A 15,922-nucleotide genomic window follows, 5' to 3' on the forward strand; every position below is an offset into this window, starting at 1 on the left:
AAAAGGGCATAATTCACAAAACTAGTATATCAAAAATTGGAAAAGCTGTCAAATTAATAAAATGTAAATTTTAGTCGATGAAAAATAAGGCAGTATTAAGAGCGTGAGGAGGGAGAGATTAAGAATAGCTTTACCAAATCTTAATGAATCCAGCAGTCTATCCTTAATATTTTCCTGTTAGGATCAGAAGCAACAAGACAGGGAGGCGAACAATATGGAAAGACTGCTGCTATCAGCCATTCTGACACTGGCGGGCATATCAGGCCTGGCCGTAGCCCTGTGGGGAGGATATTACCTGCTCACCGGATTCATGTCCTGGAGAAAGCCAGTGGACTGTGGCTGGCACCCGGCCAGGACACGTTTCGCCATTCTGGTTGCCGCACGAAACGAAGAACTGGTCATCGGCCCCCTCATTAATAGTCTTTTAATGCAAGACTATCCCCAGGAACTGTACGATATCTGGGTCATTCCAAACAACTGTGTGGACAACACGGCACTGGCCGCTCGAAACTTCGGGGCCCGGGTGCTGGAGTGTCCCTTTCCGGTGCGCAGCAAAGGCGAGGTCCTTCGCTTTGCCTATAACCGCCTCCGGGGCCGGGAGTACGATGCGTGGTGCGTCTTTGACGCGGATAACGTGGTAGACAGTCGGTTTCTGACTGAGATGAATAACGCCTATATGTCCGGAGCCCGTGCCGCACAGGGCTATCGGGACAGCAAAAACCCTTACGATACCCTGATATCCGGCTGCTGTTCCATCTACTACTGGATGATGGACCGGTTTCACAACGGGGGCAAAGCGGGGATGGACCTTTCGGCCATGATCGGAGGGACCGGCTTCATGATTTCCTCAAAAGCGCTGGAGGAACTGGGCGGTTGGAACTCCTCCACCATTAGTGAGGATCTGGAACTCACTGCCCAGTGCGTTCTGGCTGGAGAAAAGGTATGGTGGGTGCCAAAGGCTGTCACCTATGACGAGCAGCCACTTACCTATGAGGAGTCCGTCAAGCAGCGCCGGCGGTGGTCCAGCGGCACGCTCCAGGTAGCCCAGGCCTATCTCTCCCGCGTTGGTTCCTCCGTCTGCCGGGAGGGAGGAGGCCGGCTGGCGGATCTGGGCTTTACTCTGATGATCCCAGCCTATCAGGTGGCAGCGGTAGCCAATCTCCTGCTGTCCTCTCTGGCGGCCGCTCTGTTCGGACAGACGGTCGGACAGGCTCTGGCGGCCTTTTTGGGAGCTCTGGTGTTCAATCTGGGCCTGACCGCCCTTGGCTCCACCCTGGCGGCCGGACTGGTGCTGGCTGTGGAGGGAAAATGGGACAGGCGTCTGTGGAAGGCGCTGGCCCTGTACTGGCTGTTCCTCCTGTCCTGGATCCCAATCACCTTTGGCAGCTTTGTGAAAAAGACCACCGTATGGGAGGAGATCCGCCATACCCGTGCCACCATCCCGGAGGCATTGACCCGGTAAAAAAGCCCCCGGACATCCACAAGATGTCCGGGGCTTTTTTTATTCGGGCTGGAAGTGGCTCTTGTCAGCCCCACACAGTGGGCAGGTATAGTCGTCAGGCATGGGGCCCTCGGTGGCCTCATCATAAATAAAACCACACAGATCGCAGATATACTTCACCAGGCATCCTCCTTTCTTCCTTGGTGGTCAGGGGCTATCAAAAGACCGATATCTTTACCGGCCGGCCCTAGAATAGAAGGCTCGCGTCAGCCGCCAGAAAAGTCAGGTGACAGGCTCAAAGTCACTGGCAGGCCGGCGGCAGATTGGGCAGACGAAATCAGGGGGCAGGGTGTCACTCTCATAGATAAAGCCGCAGATCTTACATACAAAGCCCTTGGGCTTGTCCGCCGCGGGCTCCTGGACAGGAGTAGATGCCTCACCTTTGACAGAGGCGGCCAATACCTGGGCCAATTCCTCCAACTCTTTCTCCTGACCTGGGGCAAGAGCGGACTTCAGAGTGATGGGCTCCTGAAGCAACTCCATATTTTTCATCTCACACAGTACCTGGGTCATCAGCTTCCCGCTGGCGGGGGCCCAGGAGCCGTTCTGGATCAGGGCTACCTTCCGGTTTTGCAGGTTGTGATGGAGCAGGTCACGGAGCAGGTGCTCCATAGGGTCGAAGATACCATTATTGAAGGTGGGGGAGGCAAAGACGATGTGACTGTACTTGAAGCAGTCGGACAGCACATAGGAGTAGTGAGTTACCGACACATCATACATTTCCGTCCGGATGCCCAACTCAGACAGCCGGCAGGCCAGGATAGCGGCCGCAGTCTCGGTCCCTCCGTAAATGGAGGCAAAGGCGATGAGGACGCCCTGCTCCTCGGGCTCGTAAGCAGCCCACTTGGAGTATTTGTCCAGAATATAGCCCAGGTCCTTACGCCAGACGGGGCCGTGGAGGGGACAAATCATTTGGATATCCAGCCCGGCAGCCTTTTTCAGCAGGGCGGCCACCTGGGGGCCATACTTGCCCACGATGTTGGTGTAGTACCGCCGGGCCTCATCCAGCCAATCCCGGTCAAAGTCCAACTCATCGGCGAAGAGGACGCCGTTCAATGCGCCAAAGGTGCCGAAGGCGTCGGCGGAAAACAGGATCTTGTCGGTGCTGTCGTAGCTGACCATCACCTCGGGCCAGTGGACCATGGGAGCGTTGGCAAAGGTAAAGGTGTGCCGGCCAGTGGAGATCGTATCCCCTTCATTGACCAAAATGGCGTGGTTCGGATCTGCGCAGTGGAACTGACGGATCATGTTCACCGACTTGCCATTACATACGATGCGAGCCTCGGGATACCGGATCATCAGGTCGCCCAGGGTGGCGGCGTGGTCGGGCTCCATGTGGTGGACAAAGACATAGTCCAGCTTGCGTCCATGGAGGGCCTGCTCCAGATTTTCAAAGAACTGGGTCTGAACGGCCCGATCCACCGTGTCAAAGAGGACGGTTTTCTCATCCAAAAGGAGATAGGAGTTATAGGACATCCCTCTGGGAACGGGGTGGGCGGCCTCGAACTTGGGAGTCTGCCGATCATTTCCGCCAATCCACAGCAAGTCATTTGTCACTTTGCGGATACAGTACATATCTGGACCTCACTTTCTAAAAGGAGATTTTTACCACCGCTATTATACCACATTTTCTTCCAAAAAGATAGTAGGAATAGTTCTTTTTTATTAGAAGCTTTTGATTTCGGAAAAGTACATTGAAAAAGAGGAAAAGATACCGTATAATAAGACAAAATAGCTGCGATAGGAGGGAGTGGCCGTTCCATGTATCACATTGATATTATGACATTATTTCCAGACGTGGTGGGAGATATGCTATGCGAGTCTATTTTAGGGCGGGGACAGGAGCGGGGCTATATCCGCATCGACTGTCACCAGATCCGGGATTATACAAAAAATAAGCAGAAACAGGTGGACGATTACCCCTACGGCGGCGGAAGAGGTGCTGTCATGCAGGCCGATCCCCTCTATCAATGCTGGAAGCATATTTGTGATGAAGCGGGGGAAAGAATCCACACTATCTATATGTCTCCGGCGGGCAGGACCTTCCGGCAGGCCGACGCCAGACGCCTGAAGGACGACTATCAGCGCATTATCCTGGTCTGTGGGCACTATGAAGGGATCGACCAGCGGTTTATCGACGAGTGTGTGGATGAAGAGATCTCTATTGGAGATTTTGTGATGACCGGAGGCGAGATCCCCGCCATGGCGGTGGCCGACGCTGTGTGCCGTCTGGTGCCCGGCGTGCTGTCTGACCCATCGTGCTATGAGAACGAAAGCCATTGGAACGGTATGCTGGAGGCGCCTCAGTATTCCAGACCGGAGGTATGGCACGACCGAACAGTGCCCCCGATTCTTTTGTCCGGCAATCACGCCAAAGTGGAACAGTGGCGGAGAAAGCAGTCCATCCTCCGGACTAGGGAGCGTCGGCCGGACCTGTATGAGAAGCTGGACCTCTCATCCAAAGAGGACAGAAAGCTGTTAAAGGAGCTGGACGAGGAGCTGAGAGATGAGAGGCCCTATGCGGAGAATACCACTGACTGATTTTTCTTTACTTTCCACGAAGGGTGTGGTAAACTATTTTGCACAATCTAATTTTAAAGACTATGTTTGGAGATGGGATACATGAGTTTTAAAATCGTTGTGGACAGCTGCTGCGACCTATCCCCCCAGATGCTGAAGGACCCCTGCTTTGTTAAGGTGCCATTGACCATCCGCTCAAATGGCAGTACCTTTGTGGACGACGAGGGCTTCGATCAGGCTGATCTGCTCTGGTCCATGCGACAGAGCGAAGACGCTCCCTCTACCTCATGTCCATCGCCTCAGTCCTATCTGGATGCCTACCGTGGAGGAGCGGAAGATGTCTATGTAGTTACCCTGTCCGCTCTACTCAGTGGGTCCCATAACAGTGCGGTCCAGGGTAAGCTCCTACTGGAGGAAGAGGAGCCCCAAGTCAATGTCCATGTGTTCAACTCCTGCTCCGCCTCCTCCGGTGAGGTGCTTACCGCCCTGAAAATACGGGAGCTGGCCTCCAGTGGTATGGCCTTTAAGCATGTGGTGCGGGAGGTGGAGCAGTTCATCTACCAGATGCAGACCCTTTTCGTATTGGAATCCCTGGAGAATTTGAGAAAGAACGGTCGCCTAACTAGACTCCAGGCAGTGGTCACCGGAGCGCTGAAGATTAAGCTGCTTATGGCCGCAACCCCAGAGGGGGAGATATGCAAGCTGGGTCAGGCCCTCACCACCAGACAGGCTCTGGTCAAGATGGTGGATAAAATGGCCGGCGATCCGGGGCACCAGGGCAAGACATTGGCCATCACCCACTGCAACTGTCTGGAGCGGGCCTTTCAGGTTAAGGATATGGTAGAAGCCAAATGTAAGTTTGCCCAGACCATTATTTTGGAAGCCGGAGGTATCACCTCTGTCTATGCCAACGACGGCGGTATTGTGACCGCCTATTAAAGTTTCTGTAGGTCTGGACTGTGGGGAAGCGTCCTTTACAGAAAAAGGGCTATAGGAAAGAAAAAATAGGAAGTGGATATGATGTCTATCACTAGACAGCAGGCGTGGGACCTGCTGACCAAATACAATGAGGAGCCCTTCCATCTGCGCCACGCCATTACCGTGGAGCACGTCATGGGATGGTTCTCCCAGGAGCTGGGCTATGGTCAAGAGAAGGAGTTTTGGTCCCTGGTGGGCCTTCTCCACGACCTGGATTTTGAACGCTGGCCGGAGGAGCACTGCGTCAAAAGCCAGGAGCTGATGCGGGAGGCTGGAGTAGAGGAGCCCATCATCCACGCGACAGCGAGCCACGGCTGGGGAATGCGGGTGGAGATCAAACCTGAACATGAGATGGAGAAGGTACTCTATGCCGCGGATGAGCTTACCGGACTGATTGGGGCGGCCGCCCTGATGCGTCCCTCCAGAAGTGTGGCGGATATGGAGCTCAAATCGCTGAAAAAGAAATTTAAGGACAAGAAGTTCGCCGCTGGCTGCTCCAGGGATGTAATCGCCAGAGGGGCAGAGCTGCTGGGATGGGACCTTGATAAGCTGTTAGATATGACCCTGCGAGCCATGCGGCAGGAGGAAGCAGCGATTGAACAGGCCATGACAGACCTCGTTAAGAAAGATTAAAAAATCCTGCCCGGTCCTTGACAATGGCAGGAAGTATGTGATACGATGTGTGCTGTTAAGGGGAGTAGTCGGCGCGGCCCTCCGCGCGGCAAGCCAACAAGCATGAAGGTGCCAGCCGCCTTCTGGTTTTGCCTGAAATGACCAGACCTGCGTTCCAAATATGGGAACGCAGGTCTTTTTTTACGGATATCGGGCAAACTTCCCACACAAAGATATTGAAGCTGGAAGAGAAAGGAAGTCGGAAGAATGGGACTTGAGTTTTTGTGGCAGGGTGTGCTGTCCATTACGCCACAGCAGGTTGTCATGTATGTGGTGGGCGGACTGCTTATTTGGCTGGCTATTGAAAAGGGGTTTGAGCCGGCACTGCTGATGCCCATGGGCTTTGGCGCGATTTTGGTAAACCTGCCCCTGTCCGGAGTTATCAACCAAGTCAGCGAGGGCATCGGAGAGACCCACGGTATCATCCAGTGGCTCTTTGAGGTGGGCATTGAGGCCAGCGAGGCCATGCCGATCCTGCTCTTTATCGGTATTGGCGCCATGATAGACTTCGGCCCCCTGCTGGCCAATCCCAAGCTGTTCCTGTGTGGCGCGGCTGCCCAGGCGGGCATCTTCCTGACCATCCTGTTTGCGGCTGGACTGGGCTTTGACTTGAAGGATGCCGCTTCTATCGGTATCATCGGCGCCGCTGATGGGCCCACCTCTATCCTGGTGTCCCAGATACTAAAATCCGACTATGTGGGTGCCATCGCCGTGGCGGCCTACTCCTACATGGCCCTTGTACCCATTATCCAGCCCTTTGCCATCAAGCTGGTCACCACAAAAAAGGACCGGGCTATGCGGATGCCCTATCGGGCCCAGGGAGTGTCTAAGCGGCTGCGCATCCTGTTCCCCATCGTGGTTACCGCCATCGCTGGTCTGGTGGCCCCCTCCTCGGTGGCACTGGTGGGCTTCCTTATGTTCGGCAACTTGATTCGGGAGTGCGGCGTGCTGACCAGCCTGTCCCAGACGGCTCAAAACGAGCTGGCAAACTTGATCACCCTGCTGCTGGGCATCACGATTTCCTTCTCCATGCGGGCAGAGCAGTTCGTTCAGTGGCAGACCCTGATGATCATGGGGCTGGGCCTGGTGGCCTTTGTGCTGGACTCGGTGGTGGGTGTTCTCTTTGTCAAGGTGCTCAACCTGATCACCCCAAAGAATAAGATCAACCCCATGGTGGGCGCCGCGGGCATCTCTGCCTTCCCCATGTCCTCACGGGTCATTGAGAAGCTGGGGCAGGAGGCTGACTCCCAGAACCACCTGCTGATGCACGCGGTGGCCGCCAACGTGTCCGGACAGATCGCCTCTGTGGTGGCCGGCGGCGTGGTACTGCAGTATTTCGCTAATAATCCTATCCTGTAACAGTGGAACAAGGAGGAAAAGAATATGAATGAGAATATAATCCATGCCCTTGGAATGATGGGGCAGGGGATGCTGGGCATCTTTGTTGTGCTGGGATTGATTGCCGGGCTGGTAGCCCTGATGCAGAAGTTTGAAAACCGAAAGAAGTAACAGATGTGCCGGGCCCACCTAAGTGGGCCCGGCACGATTTATTTCCAGTCATCTATTACGTCCTCCAGACTGACAGGTCCCACAAGGTTGTCCACTAAAAGGGTCATCAGCTCATCAATGCGGACAGGGCTTGTGGTAATGGACGGCACCGAGGCGGAATCCCCATCTTCCTCGTCAATCCGTACACCATAGTCCTCACAGCAGAACTGACCAACGGGTATCTGATCCACTGTGAGATAGTAGTGAAATGTACGCTGTCTTCCTAGGTCGTCCGCGCAGCTTCTTGATGCGATTTTCATTTCCATCATCTTGTGCTTCATCTCCCGGATTTTCGTTGTAAATACATTATATAGTGGGTAATGGGAGAATGAAAAGAAAAAGATATCGCAAAAGAAAGCCCAATTCGCTGCTATTCGACACTCTTTTTTAGCCAGAGAGAGGAGAAAAGGAAAAACGGGTCGAAAAAAGAGACGTTAAGGGGAAAAGAAATCCCCTCCGCCAGAACCGGCGGAGGGGAGAGGGGTCATTTGACGCGGAGGCGCTTGGATAGCTCACCATCAGGGGTCACCCAGGCGGTTTCATAAGTGGTGTATACCACCATGCCGGGGCGGGCACCAGCGGGCTTTTTCACATACTTTACCGGCGTATAGTCCACTGGGACCTTGCCGCTGTCCCGGCCCTGGGAGAACCAGGCGGCCAGACCCGCGGCCTCGGTCAGGCTCTGGGCGTCGGGCTGCCTCCCCTCGGTCCACAGGATGACATGGGAGCCATGTATCTTCTGGGTATGGAACCAAATGTCGCTCTTGAAGGCTTGTTTACAGGTGAGCAGGTCGTTCTGTATATTATTTTTACCTACCGAGATGCGCAGCCCGGCGGAGGAACGGAACTCCATAGGCTTGGAGGACACCCGCCTCCCTCGGTCACGCGCCTTGGCTTGGCGGCGCAGGTATCCGGTGTCGGTGAGCTCCTGACGGATCTCCTGAAGGTCACGCTCCCCCTCTGCCAGAGTGATATTCTCCAGAACGCTGTTCAGGTAATCTAACTCCTTGCGCCCCTTCTCAAGCTGGATGGTCAGCATCTCCTCCGCCTTTTTGGCCTTGTTATAATCCTTATAATACTTTGCGGCGTTCTGCTGGGGAGTCAGGAGGGGATCTAGCTTGATGTCTACTTCCTTGCCATCCGGGTCATAGAAATCTACCGTCCGAAGTCGGGACATCCCCTTTTTCATCAAATGGAGACTGCTGGTCAGGATGTCACCCAGCTCACGAAGTCGGTCGCGGTCCAGCGTGGCGGCCAGCTCCTTTTCCTGATTGCCAATTTTCCGGGCGGTGCGGTCCCTGGCGTTGGTGACAGAGCGGATCAAATCCTGCCCCTTCTGTTTGATCCGTTCCAGACTTTCTTTCTGCTCGTAGAACTGGTCCAGCATAGCGGAGAAAGTGGGCCAGTTCTCCAGCTTCGCCGCTCCACCATACTGAGTAACCGGAAGAAATGTGAAATCCTTTGCCTTCCCATCGAGGTAGATAAGCGTCGGATGAAAGTGGTTTTCCTTCACGGAACGAATGAGCCGTTCCAGTTGGTCCAACAGCCTGGTCCGGCCCGCCGGGCCCAGGACATTCAGACGAATGTCGGTGCTGCCGCCCGCCTGCTGGGCCAGTTCCCGGCAGACTAGGGGAGAGAGTCCTCCAAAAGTGTCCAACAGCCATTTGTCGGCCTGGGCCTCGTCTGGGGCGGTGGACAGCAGTTCCTCCAGCCGCTGCCTGTCCGCATGTAGCGGATCCTCCTTGCTCTGGGCGGGGGGGAGGCGGTAGAACATCCCAGGCTGGAGGAGCCGTCCGCTCCCGGTGCCGTCAGACAGGCCGGAGTCCACCCGGCGGATACAGTCCAGGATGCGGCCCTCGCCATCCAGCAGGACCAGATTGGCCCGGTGGCTGATAACCTCCAGCATCAGCCGGCGTTCCACCCGGTCGCCCAGCTCGTCCAGGGCCTCCAGACGAAATTCTACCACCCGCTCCAGCGGAGGCTGAGTGACTTCCAGAATCCGTCCAGAGGTGAGGTGCTTGCGGAGCAGCATACAGAACATAGGGGGGGTATCGGGGTTTTCACGGGGCAGCTGAGTGAGCTGGGGCCGGGGGTGGCTGGGATTGGCGGACAGCAGCAGCTTTGCGTTGCCCCCTTGGGTCCGGAGAGCCAAGAGGATCTCATCCCGGCCGGGCTGATAGATCTTATCAATCTTGGAGCCTGCCAGCGCTGTATTCAATTCATGGACGATGCCGGAAAGGCAGAGTGCGTCTAAGGGCATAGATATCCACCTCGCAAAAGAACTGGGGAGGGATGGGGCGCTTATTCCTCTCCCATCATCACTTCAAACAGCTGATTGAGCCGCTCTGTCCTCCCTTGGAGATACAGCCATCCAAACAGGGCCTCCAGTCCGGTGGCAGCCTGGTATTCTCCCCGGCTGGCCGCCTTGGGGACCGAGTGGGGCGCGGTATTTCGTCCACGCCGAAAGACATCCTCCTCCTCCTGGGTAAGCAGGGGCAGGATTCGCTCCAGCCGCCGGGCCTGAGCGGGCGCGGCCACATAGGTTACGGTCGCCCGGTGGAGGTCCTTTACCTTGGCCTTGCCATGGAGGCAGAGCCAGGAGCGTACCATCACCTCAAATACGCTGTCCCCCAAGTGGGCCAGCCCGAGGCTGGACAGGGCCAAAAGCTGATCCCGGCCCATATCAAGATGGAAATAGTCAGTCATCAAAATAGACCTCCCTGCGGATTTTGGCCCCTTATGATACCATGTCTGAGGGGAAAATACAAGGGTGTGTGAGGAGCGGGTTGCGACAGTTACAGCATCCACAGAATCGAAATGTAAAAAACTCTTGACATATTTTGAAGTCTATGATATCTTAAAAATGTCAAAAGAGTTTGACATATATCAATATGGAGTAGGAGGAACCTGGTTATGACTATGACGGAGATCGGCCTGCTGGCCTTTGGCGTATTTCTGCTGCTTCTGATTGTGCTGGATGTGGGGATGATCGTCTCTCTGGTGCGCCAGGGGGATGAGCGGAGGCAGATGATCGTCTGGAAGACCAGTACCTATACATTATTGGGGGCCTCTGGTGCCCTGGTGCTGGATATCATTGAAAATCTGGTGCGGAGCCAGCCCATGGCCGTCAATCCCTTTATTCATTTGGCTTCGACAGCGACGATTTACTTTGTTGTGCTGATGATTTATAGAAAGAAATATGGTGATTGACCGTGGAGAATAGGATCCGTGAGCTGCGAAAAGAGCGGGGCATCTCACAGGAGGAGCTGGCAAAGCTCTGCCATGTATCCCGGCAGACGGTCAACGCCATCGAGAACAATAAGTATGACCCGACGCTGGCCTTGGCGTTCTGCCTGGCCCGGGTGCTGGGCACTACGGTGGATGCCCTGTTTCGATGTGAATGAAAAAGAAACTCCCCCTGCCCTTATGAGGGCAGGGGGAGTTTTTATAGGAAGAATCTGGATAATTTATAAAAGTGTACTTTTATAAATTTGGAGATTAGAATAAAAACAAAATTAAATTGTTGCTTTTTTCTGGCGTTAATGCTATATTTGATATTAGAAAGATGTACTGTCCAAAATTTGGAAAAGTACACTTTTTCAGGATGCCGATAGCAGATTATTAAAATGAATAAGGAGGTAAATGGGAAGTCGTCCTATACTGCAAGCTCTGCTTCGGCATCCTGATGCACAGCACATTAAAAAAGGAGGTCAAAAAATGAACGTTCCCAGCAAGCGCACATCCCGGATGATCAGTATGCTCTTGGTACTCACCATGCTTATGGGGCTACTGACGGTGAGCGTTTCTGCACAGCCCGCCGCACAGGGCTCGAAAGTGGAAGATGCCATTCTTTACACGATCAATGCAGATAATGAGCTAGAGTACAACGTAGTTTATTCCTCCGCAATGACAGAGGCAACTCATGTGTCAGGAGAGGGCATTAGTTCCATTGACGAATTGAAAACCGCCCTCGGCACGCCTGATGACCTCGGCGATGCAATTACCGCAAATCTAACCATTACAGACGGTTCAGTTACAGAGATCGTGGTACAATCCATTGCCGAACGCCCCATTATCGGAATTTCCTGGAAGAAAGATTCCATTGGAAGTGATTACAGTGGCTTCGCTGAGGCGTTTGAGCGCAACGGCGCAATTTCCGTTTTTCTGCCACAGGTGAAAACGGAAGAAGAGGCCGCAGATGTCCTTTCCTCTATTGACGGTATTTTCTTTACTGGCGGAGAGGACTGGAATCCTGACCTCTATCATGAAATACAAACTCCCCACGGGTCTTCCGGCTGGAACGACACCCGTGATACCTCAGATATTTACCTGATGCGTAAGGCTGTTGAACTAGACGTGCCTCTGCTGGCCGTCTGCCGGGGTGAGCAGGGTTTCAACGTCGCCCTCGGCGGCAAACTGATCCAGGACGTACCTTATTATCTGGGGCAGCAGGTGCTCAAAGGAAAGATCTCTCCTGCCCGCGTCACTGGCGTGCTTTCCGGCCCCTCTGAGTCGGAAATGGCCCAGCTTGAAACCGTCTGTGAAGAGTTCGGCCTTGAAGGAATCCCCGAAATCCTGGCTGAGTCCGTACAGGACACTGGCTACACCAAGTATGACGAGGACGGAGAAAAACTTGGCAGCACCTACGACAAAGGGACTGGAACTTACACCGAATTTGGTGAAGACTGTAAAGCTGGTCACCTGCGCGTGCAGATTGACGGGCTGGTCCACAGCGGCGGTAAGGGTTATCATAAACTGGACGCCGGCACAGACGGCGATGGCATAGGTATTGCGACGGATTCCAAGTGGCTGTATGACATTATCGGCTCTGATGAGATCGAACTGATTGCCACTGCCCACCACCAGTCCATCGATCCTGAAAATCTGGCCGAGGGACTGACCGTAGTGGCAAAGTCCTCCGACGGCATCATCGAGGCTGTGGAGTATCAAAATGCTACATTCGCTCTGGCACTTCAGTGGCATCCTGAGCGTGACGCTCTGGAGGATACCAGGGGTACTGATGTGGACCAGGACTTGTCCAACGCCCCTCTGCGGGCTCTGGTTGAGTATGCCAGACTCAAGATTGAGGAAGAAGAGGAAGAGATCCCAGGTGGCGGTGATGAAGGAGATGATGAGCCGTTCCAGCCCGCAGTTACCTATGAGGTCACTGTTACTGACGAGGAGCGCGCCGCAATTCACGAGGCTGTAGATAACCTGGCCGGTTACGTTGGTGACATGGTGGTCGGAGACGAAACATATAATCCTTATACATTGGTAGGGGCTCTGGCTGAGGGCTCTAGCTATGACTCTATCTCCTATGGCGCAACTGCATCTGGTGACGCGCCAACGGAGTATCCATTCTATGTGCCCAACACCGAGGCCAATAAAAATGAGCATGATCGCAAGGTAGCCAAGCTAGCTTGGGTCAAGGAACTGGGTGAGGCATTAGGGCTAGAAGTGGTCCAGCGCCAGGAGGATAAGTACGTTTATGTAGAAATTGGCGATCCCGACGCCCCCGAAATGGTCATGGCCCTTAGTCATTTGGACTCGCCTACCGGCTCAATTTCTGATGCCCAGCTGAAACGCTGGAGAGATCCAACCGGGAAGCTGGGTGCAGAAGGCGGTGACCCAGCAGCCTACCACACCCCCTATGTAAAGGACGGTTGGCTGTACGGCGCTGGCGTCCAGGACGACAGCGGTCCCACCCTGGCTACCCTCTTTGCGGCTAAGGCCCTTCAGGACTCCGGTGTGGAGTTCGACCGCCGCATCCGCATAGTCATGGGCTGCTATGAGGATGGAAGTCCTGCAAAACCGAGTGCGGACGACACTTTGAACTATATCGATATTCCATATTACAGCGCCCCTAGCTTCTATGACAACTGGACCTATAAGACGCTGAACCGGGAAGAAATCCCCATCGCTGCCTATACCTCTGATTCCCGGTTTCCTGTGGTGGTAGGCAATACAAAAGCGTGGACTCCCACGCTTACTATGAACCTCTCAGGGGACCTAGGTAAGCCCTTCGCCTTAGTAAGCACCGGCGCCGGCGTGACCCTGCGCGAAGGCGACCCCACTCTGAAGGACATCGTGTACGGTAGTGCCAACCAAATTGCCTCCCGTGCTATTTTCGTGTTGGACACCTCCAATGCGGAGAAGGCCGCTGTGGAGGAATTCTGTCGGAAGGTAGAACAGGCCGCCGAGGAGTGCGGCTGGCTGCCCAAGGAAGATGGCAAGACCCAGAAAGTCCAACTGACCGAAGATAACAGCACTTTAACCATGGAGATCAACACCGATGTGCCCATGGAGTATCCTATGCCCATGTACAGCAAAAACGCCGTGGTCTGGGGGATGTACCTCCTGTCCCAGGCGCTCCCTGAGGACATGGAGCTGAAAAAGGCCGCCGATGGCATCTCCAACCTGTTCTTCCAGAACTGCGTTGAGGGCGAAGCCTATATTGGCAAATACATGGACATCCCCGAAGATCTGTTGCGTAACCCCAATGACGGAACAGCCAATCTGACCATCGCACCCATGGGCACGATTAACGACGAGGACCCCTCGAAGTTCCCATTTTATGACCAGGAAAGCAAGACTTTGGAAATTCCCCTGGTCATCAGAAGCATCCACTCTAATGAATCCGACTATAAGACAGCAACCCAGGCGGTAGTAAGTGCTTGTGAGAAGAATGGCTTTGCTCTCTCTGGAAACGTACCGTCTTTCTCCGCACCCAGTCTGTACCTGACCCATGATAATCCCCTGACCGCTCTCCAGTATGCCAGCTATAAGGCAACTATTAGGTTTGCTCCCGATGAGTTCAGCGGTCCCAATGAACTGCTGGACATCAGCTATCCCGTTGGTACCACAGGCGGTACTCTGGCCAGTGACTATCAGAATAAGATGACCGCCTTTGGCGCTGTCATCCCTGGTAACGAGCGTTGGTGGCACTCCGCCAACGAGCGCATCAGCGTTGAGTCCATTGTGCAAATGACCAAGATGATGGCTGACGGAATGCTGGAGATGGCCCGCTACTCTGGCTCTGCGGGCGCACAGTTTATGTGGGCGGATCTGGAAGGCCTTAATGCTGACCGGGCTGACTTGGACCTGCTGGACGTAACCATTTACACCTACCAGGACGCATCCGATAAAATCAGCACAACCATTCTGGACGGAGATGAATTGATCGGTGCCACTGACTTTGAGATTCATATGTGGGCCAAACGGGGGAACGGCACCAAGAGCCAGATTGCATATGATCTGGGGCACGAATCAGGTGGCGTGTACCTGTCTCTGGACGATCAAGACTTCCAGGAGAACGACTTTGTTCTGCCCATGCGCCTTGAATTTAAGTATGAACGTCCCAGCGACATGAGTTCTGCTGACTGGAACGCTCTCCGCAGCGGAGAACTGGATATGGTCAGTTTTAGTCTGTTGAAGGATGGTACTTCCGTCGCACTGACCGTTCCTGACGATCAGAAGGCTGAGGACTACTTCTCTATCCGTGTGGATGAGAATAATGAAGACGCAGTCTATGTGGCGGTCAATGTGGCTATCATCGACGGCGAGTATACCGGTGTCGAGCCCGTGATGGCCGACTCCAAGACCGACCTGTTTAAGCTGAATGAAGATTGGCTGGCTGCCGGAAACGAGAATCCTTTCCCTGAGCGAGGACAAATCGAGAAGCGCGGTTTCTTCCTATTCGGCGACGATGGGAAGGACGCTTGCTTCCAGTCCCCGGATGCAATCTATGCTGTGCTCAACACGGACCAGATTACAGGTGGCGGTAGTAGCGGCGGCGGCGGCTCCAGCAGCTACTCCATCAGCGTGGACAAGAACATTGACAACGGCAGCGTGACCGTGTCCCCCAAGAGCGCCTCCAGCGGCCGGACGGTGACCATCACCGTCAAGCCCGACGAGGGCTATGAGCTGGACGAGCTGACCGTCACCGACAAGAACGGGGACGAGATCAAGCTGACCGACAAGGGCGATGGCAAGTATACCTTCAAGATGCCCCGGTCCAAGGTGACCATTGAGGCCTCCTTCGTGGAGATCGACCACCAGGATACCTGCCCCGCCGCCGGCTTCCGGGATGTGGACGAGGACGCCTGGTACCATGAGGCGGTGGACTACGCCCTGGACAACGGCCTGATGTCCGGTGTGTCCGACCGGGAGTTCGCCCCCGGCAGCACCCTGACCCGCGCCATGGTGGCCCAGATGCTGTACAGCCTGGAGGGCAAGCCCGCGGCCGGCAGCGCTGACTTCGCTGACGTGGCGGAGGGCGCTTGGTACGCCGACGCCATTTCCTGGGCGGCCGGTGAGGGCATCGTGTCCGGCTACGGCGACACCTTCGGCCCCAACGATCCCATTACACGGGAACAGCTGGCGGCCATCCTGTACCGCTACGCCCAGAACGAGGGGTACAAGACCAGCCAGAGCGGCAAGGGGACAGAGGGCTATCTGGACGCCTCCTCCATCTCCAGCTATGCCGTGAAGGCCATGGACTGGGCGGTAAACGCCGGTCTGCTGTCCGGCAAGGGGAACAACACCCTGGCGCCTACCGCCGGGGCCACCCGTGCCGAGGTGGCGCAGATCTTTATGAACTTCTGTGAGAATATCGCAAAGTAAATATAGGTACTGCAAGCGGGGCGCCCTATGAGGCGCCCCGCTCCTGTTCTTGCTAGATATGCCTTTTCCAACATTCAGTGG

The 15,922-nt window shown here is 54.8% G+C and carries 14 protein-coding genes; 9 read left to right on the plus strand and 5 right to left on the minus strand.

Annotated features, from left to right (window positions below):
- Positions 1-214: 214 nt before the first annotated feature.
- Complete coding sequence (locus MCG44_RS07535) at positions 215-1,462, plus strand: glycosyltransferase family 2 protein (protein ID WP_240287555.1); 1,248 nt, start codon at positions 215-217, stop codon at positions 1,460-1,462.
- A 39-nt stretch (positions 1,463-1,501) separates the two neighbouring features.
- Here the strand turns inward: MCG44_RS07535 and MCG44_RS07540 are convergent, their stop codons facing one another.
- Both MCG44_RS07540 and MCG44_RS07545 read right to left on the minus strand, forming a co-directional pair.
- The gene (locus MCG44_RS07540; protein WP_374740223.1) at positions 1,502-1,621 is read right to left on the minus strand and encodes a rubredoxin; all 120 of its coding nucleotides are present in this window, start codon (positions 1,619-1,621) and stop codon (positions 1,502-1,504) included.
- A 102-nt stretch (positions 1,622-1,723) separates the two neighbouring features.
- Positions 1,724-3,076, minus strand: a complete 1,353-nt coding sequence (locus tag MCG44_RS07545; RefSeq protein WP_147571932.1) for an MBL fold metallo-hydrolase — start codon at positions 3,074-3,076, stop codon at positions 1,724-1,726.
- Between the two features lie 186 nt (positions 3,077-3,262).
- On the opposite strand from MCG44_RS07545, the gene trmD reads away from it, so the two are divergent.
- The 5 genes from trmD to MCG44_RS07570 all read left to right on the plus strand — a co-directional run bounded on the left by trmD (position 3,263) and on the right by MCG44_RS07570 (position 7,180).
- The gene (trmD, locus tag MCG44_RS07550; RefSeq protein ID WP_240287557.1) at positions 3,263-4,042 is read left to right on the plus strand and encodes a tRNA (guanosine(37)-N1)-methyltransferase TrmD; all 780 of its coding nucleotides are present in this window, start codon (positions 3,263-3,265) and stop codon (positions 4,040-4,042) included.
- An 81-nt stretch (positions 4,043-4,123) separates the two neighbouring features.
- Positions 4,124-4,960 carry a DegV family protein gene (locus MCG44_RS07555; protein ID WP_147571930.1) on the plus strand — a complete coding sequence of 279 codons (837 nt, stop codon included), beginning with the start codon at positions 4,124-4,126 and terminating at the stop codon, positions 4,958-4,960.
- A gap of 81 nt (positions 4,961-5,041) precedes the next feature.
- Positions 5,042-5,632 (plus strand): hydrolase, encoded by a 591-nt coding sequence (locus tag MCG44_RS07560; RefSeq protein ID WP_207721983.1) that lies wholly within the window; start codon positions 5,042-5,044, stop codon positions 5,630-5,632.
- A gap of 246 nt (positions 5,633-5,878) precedes the next feature.
- Positions 5,879-7,030 (plus strand): sodium ion-translocating decarboxylase subunit beta, encoded by a 1,152-nt coding sequence (locus MCG44_RS07565; RefSeq protein WP_186853278.1) that lies wholly within the window; start codon positions 5,879-5,881, stop codon positions 7,028-7,030.
- A 24-nt stretch (positions 7,031-7,054) separates the two neighbouring features.
- Complete coding sequence (locus MCG44_RS07570) at positions 7,055-7,180, plus strand: sodium pump decarboxylase gamma subunit (RefSeq protein WP_147571927.1); 126 nt, start codon at positions 7,055-7,057, stop codon at positions 7,178-7,180.
- Positions 7,181-7,218: 38 nt separating this feature from the next.
- On the opposite strand, the gene MCG44_RS07575 is transcribed toward MCG44_RS07570, so the two are convergent.
- The 3 genes from MCG44_RS07575 to MCG44_RS07585 form a co-directional block, all read right to left on the minus strand.
- Positions 7,219-7,479, minus strand: a complete 261-nt coding sequence (locus tag MCG44_RS07575; RefSeq protein ID WP_240287559.1) for a DUF6514 family protein — start codon at positions 7,477-7,479, stop codon at positions 7,219-7,221.
- Between the two features lie 224 nt (positions 7,480-7,703).
- The gene (locus MCG44_RS07580) at positions 7,704-9,479 is read right to left on the minus strand and encodes an NFACT family protein (protein ID WP_240287560.1); all 1,776 of its coding nucleotides are present in this window, start codon (positions 9,477-9,479) and stop codon (positions 7,704-7,706) included.
- A gap of 41 nt (positions 9,480-9,520) precedes the next feature.
- Complete coding sequence (locus MCG44_RS07585) at positions 9,521-9,925, minus strand: Mini-ribonuclease 3 (protein WP_147571924.1); 405 nt, start codon at positions 9,923-9,925, stop codon at positions 9,521-9,523.
- A gap of 207 nt (positions 9,926-10,132) precedes the next feature.
- Between MCG44_RS07585 and MCG44_RS07590 the strand changes: the two genes are divergently transcribed.
- The 3 genes from MCG44_RS07590 to MCG44_RS07600 all read left to right on the plus strand — a co-directional run bounded on the left by MCG44_RS07590 (position 10,133) and on the right by MCG44_RS07600 (position 15,841).
- Positions 10,133-10,429 (plus strand): hypothetical protein, encoded by a 297-nt coding sequence (locus MCG44_RS07590; protein ID WP_240287563.1) that lies wholly within the window; start codon positions 10,133-10,135, stop codon positions 10,427-10,429.
- Between the two features lie 2 nt (positions 10,430-10,431).
- On the plus strand, positions 10,432-10,623 hold the full coding sequence (locus tag MCG44_RS07595) for a helix-turn-helix transcriptional regulator (RefSeq protein ID WP_147571923.1): 192 nt from the start codon (positions 10,432-10,434) through the stop codon (positions 10,621-10,623).
- A 313-nt stretch (positions 10,624-10,936) separates the two neighbouring features.
- Entirely contained in the window at positions 10,937-15,841 is a 4,905-nt protein-coding gene (locus tag MCG44_RS07600; RefSeq protein ID WP_240287565.1) for a M20/M25/M40 family metallo-hydrolase, read from the plus strand.
- Positions 15,842-15,922: the final 81 nt, after the last annotated feature.

The sequence above is a fragment of the Lawsonibacter sp. OA9 genome (genome assembly GCF_022440585.1).

Excerpts from the sequence above, each read along its gene's own strand:
- MCG44_RS07565 (WP_186853278.1), top strand. The coding sequence starts at position 5,879 with ATGGGACTTGAGTTTTTGTGGCAGGGTGTGCTGTCCATTACGCCACAG.
- MCG44_RS07535 (WP_240287555.1), top strand. The coding sequence starts at position 215 with ATGGAAAGACTGCTGCTATCAGCCATTCTGACACTGGCGGGCATATCA.
- MCG44_RS07555 (WP_147571930.1), top strand. The coding sequence starts at position 4,124 with ATGAGTTTTAAAATCGTTGTGGACAGCTGCTGCGACCTATCCCCCCAG.
- MCG44_RS07570 (WP_147571927.1), top strand. The coding sequence starts at position 7,055 with ATGAATGAGAATATAATCCATGCCCTTGGAATGATGGGGCAGGGGATG.
- MCG44_RS07585 (WP_147571924.1), bottom strand. The coding sequence starts at position 9,925 with ATGACTGACTATTTCCATCTTGATATGGGCCGGGATCAGCTTTTGGCC.
- MCG44_RS07575 (WP_240287559.1), bottom strand. The coding sequence starts at position 7,479 with ATGAAAATCGCATCAAGAAGCTGCGCGGACGACCTAGGAAGACAGCGT.
- MCG44_RS07590 (WP_240287563.1), top strand. The coding sequence starts at position 10,133 with ATGACTATGACGGAGATCGGCCTGCTGGCCTTTGGCGTATTTCTGCTG.
- MCG44_RS07600 (WP_240287565.1), top strand. The coding sequence starts at position 10,937 with ATGAACGTTCCCAGCAAGCGCACATCCCGGATGATCAGTATGCTCTTG.
- MCG44_RS07560 (WP_207721983.1), top strand. The coding sequence starts at position 5,042 with ATGTCTATCACTAGACAGCAGGCGTGGGACCTGCTGACCAAATACAAT.
- MCG44_RS07580 (WP_240287560.1), bottom strand. The coding sequence starts at position 9,479 with ATGCCCTTAGACGCACTCTGCCTTTCCGGCATCGTCCATGAATTGAAT.
- MCG44_RS07545 (WP_147571932.1), bottom strand. The coding sequence starts at position 3,076 with ATGTACTGTATCCGCAAAGTGACAAATGACTTGCTGTGGATTGGCGGA.
- trmD (WP_240287557.1), top strand. The coding sequence starts at position 3,263 with ATGTATCACATTGATATTATGACATTATTTCCAGACGTGGTGGGAGAT.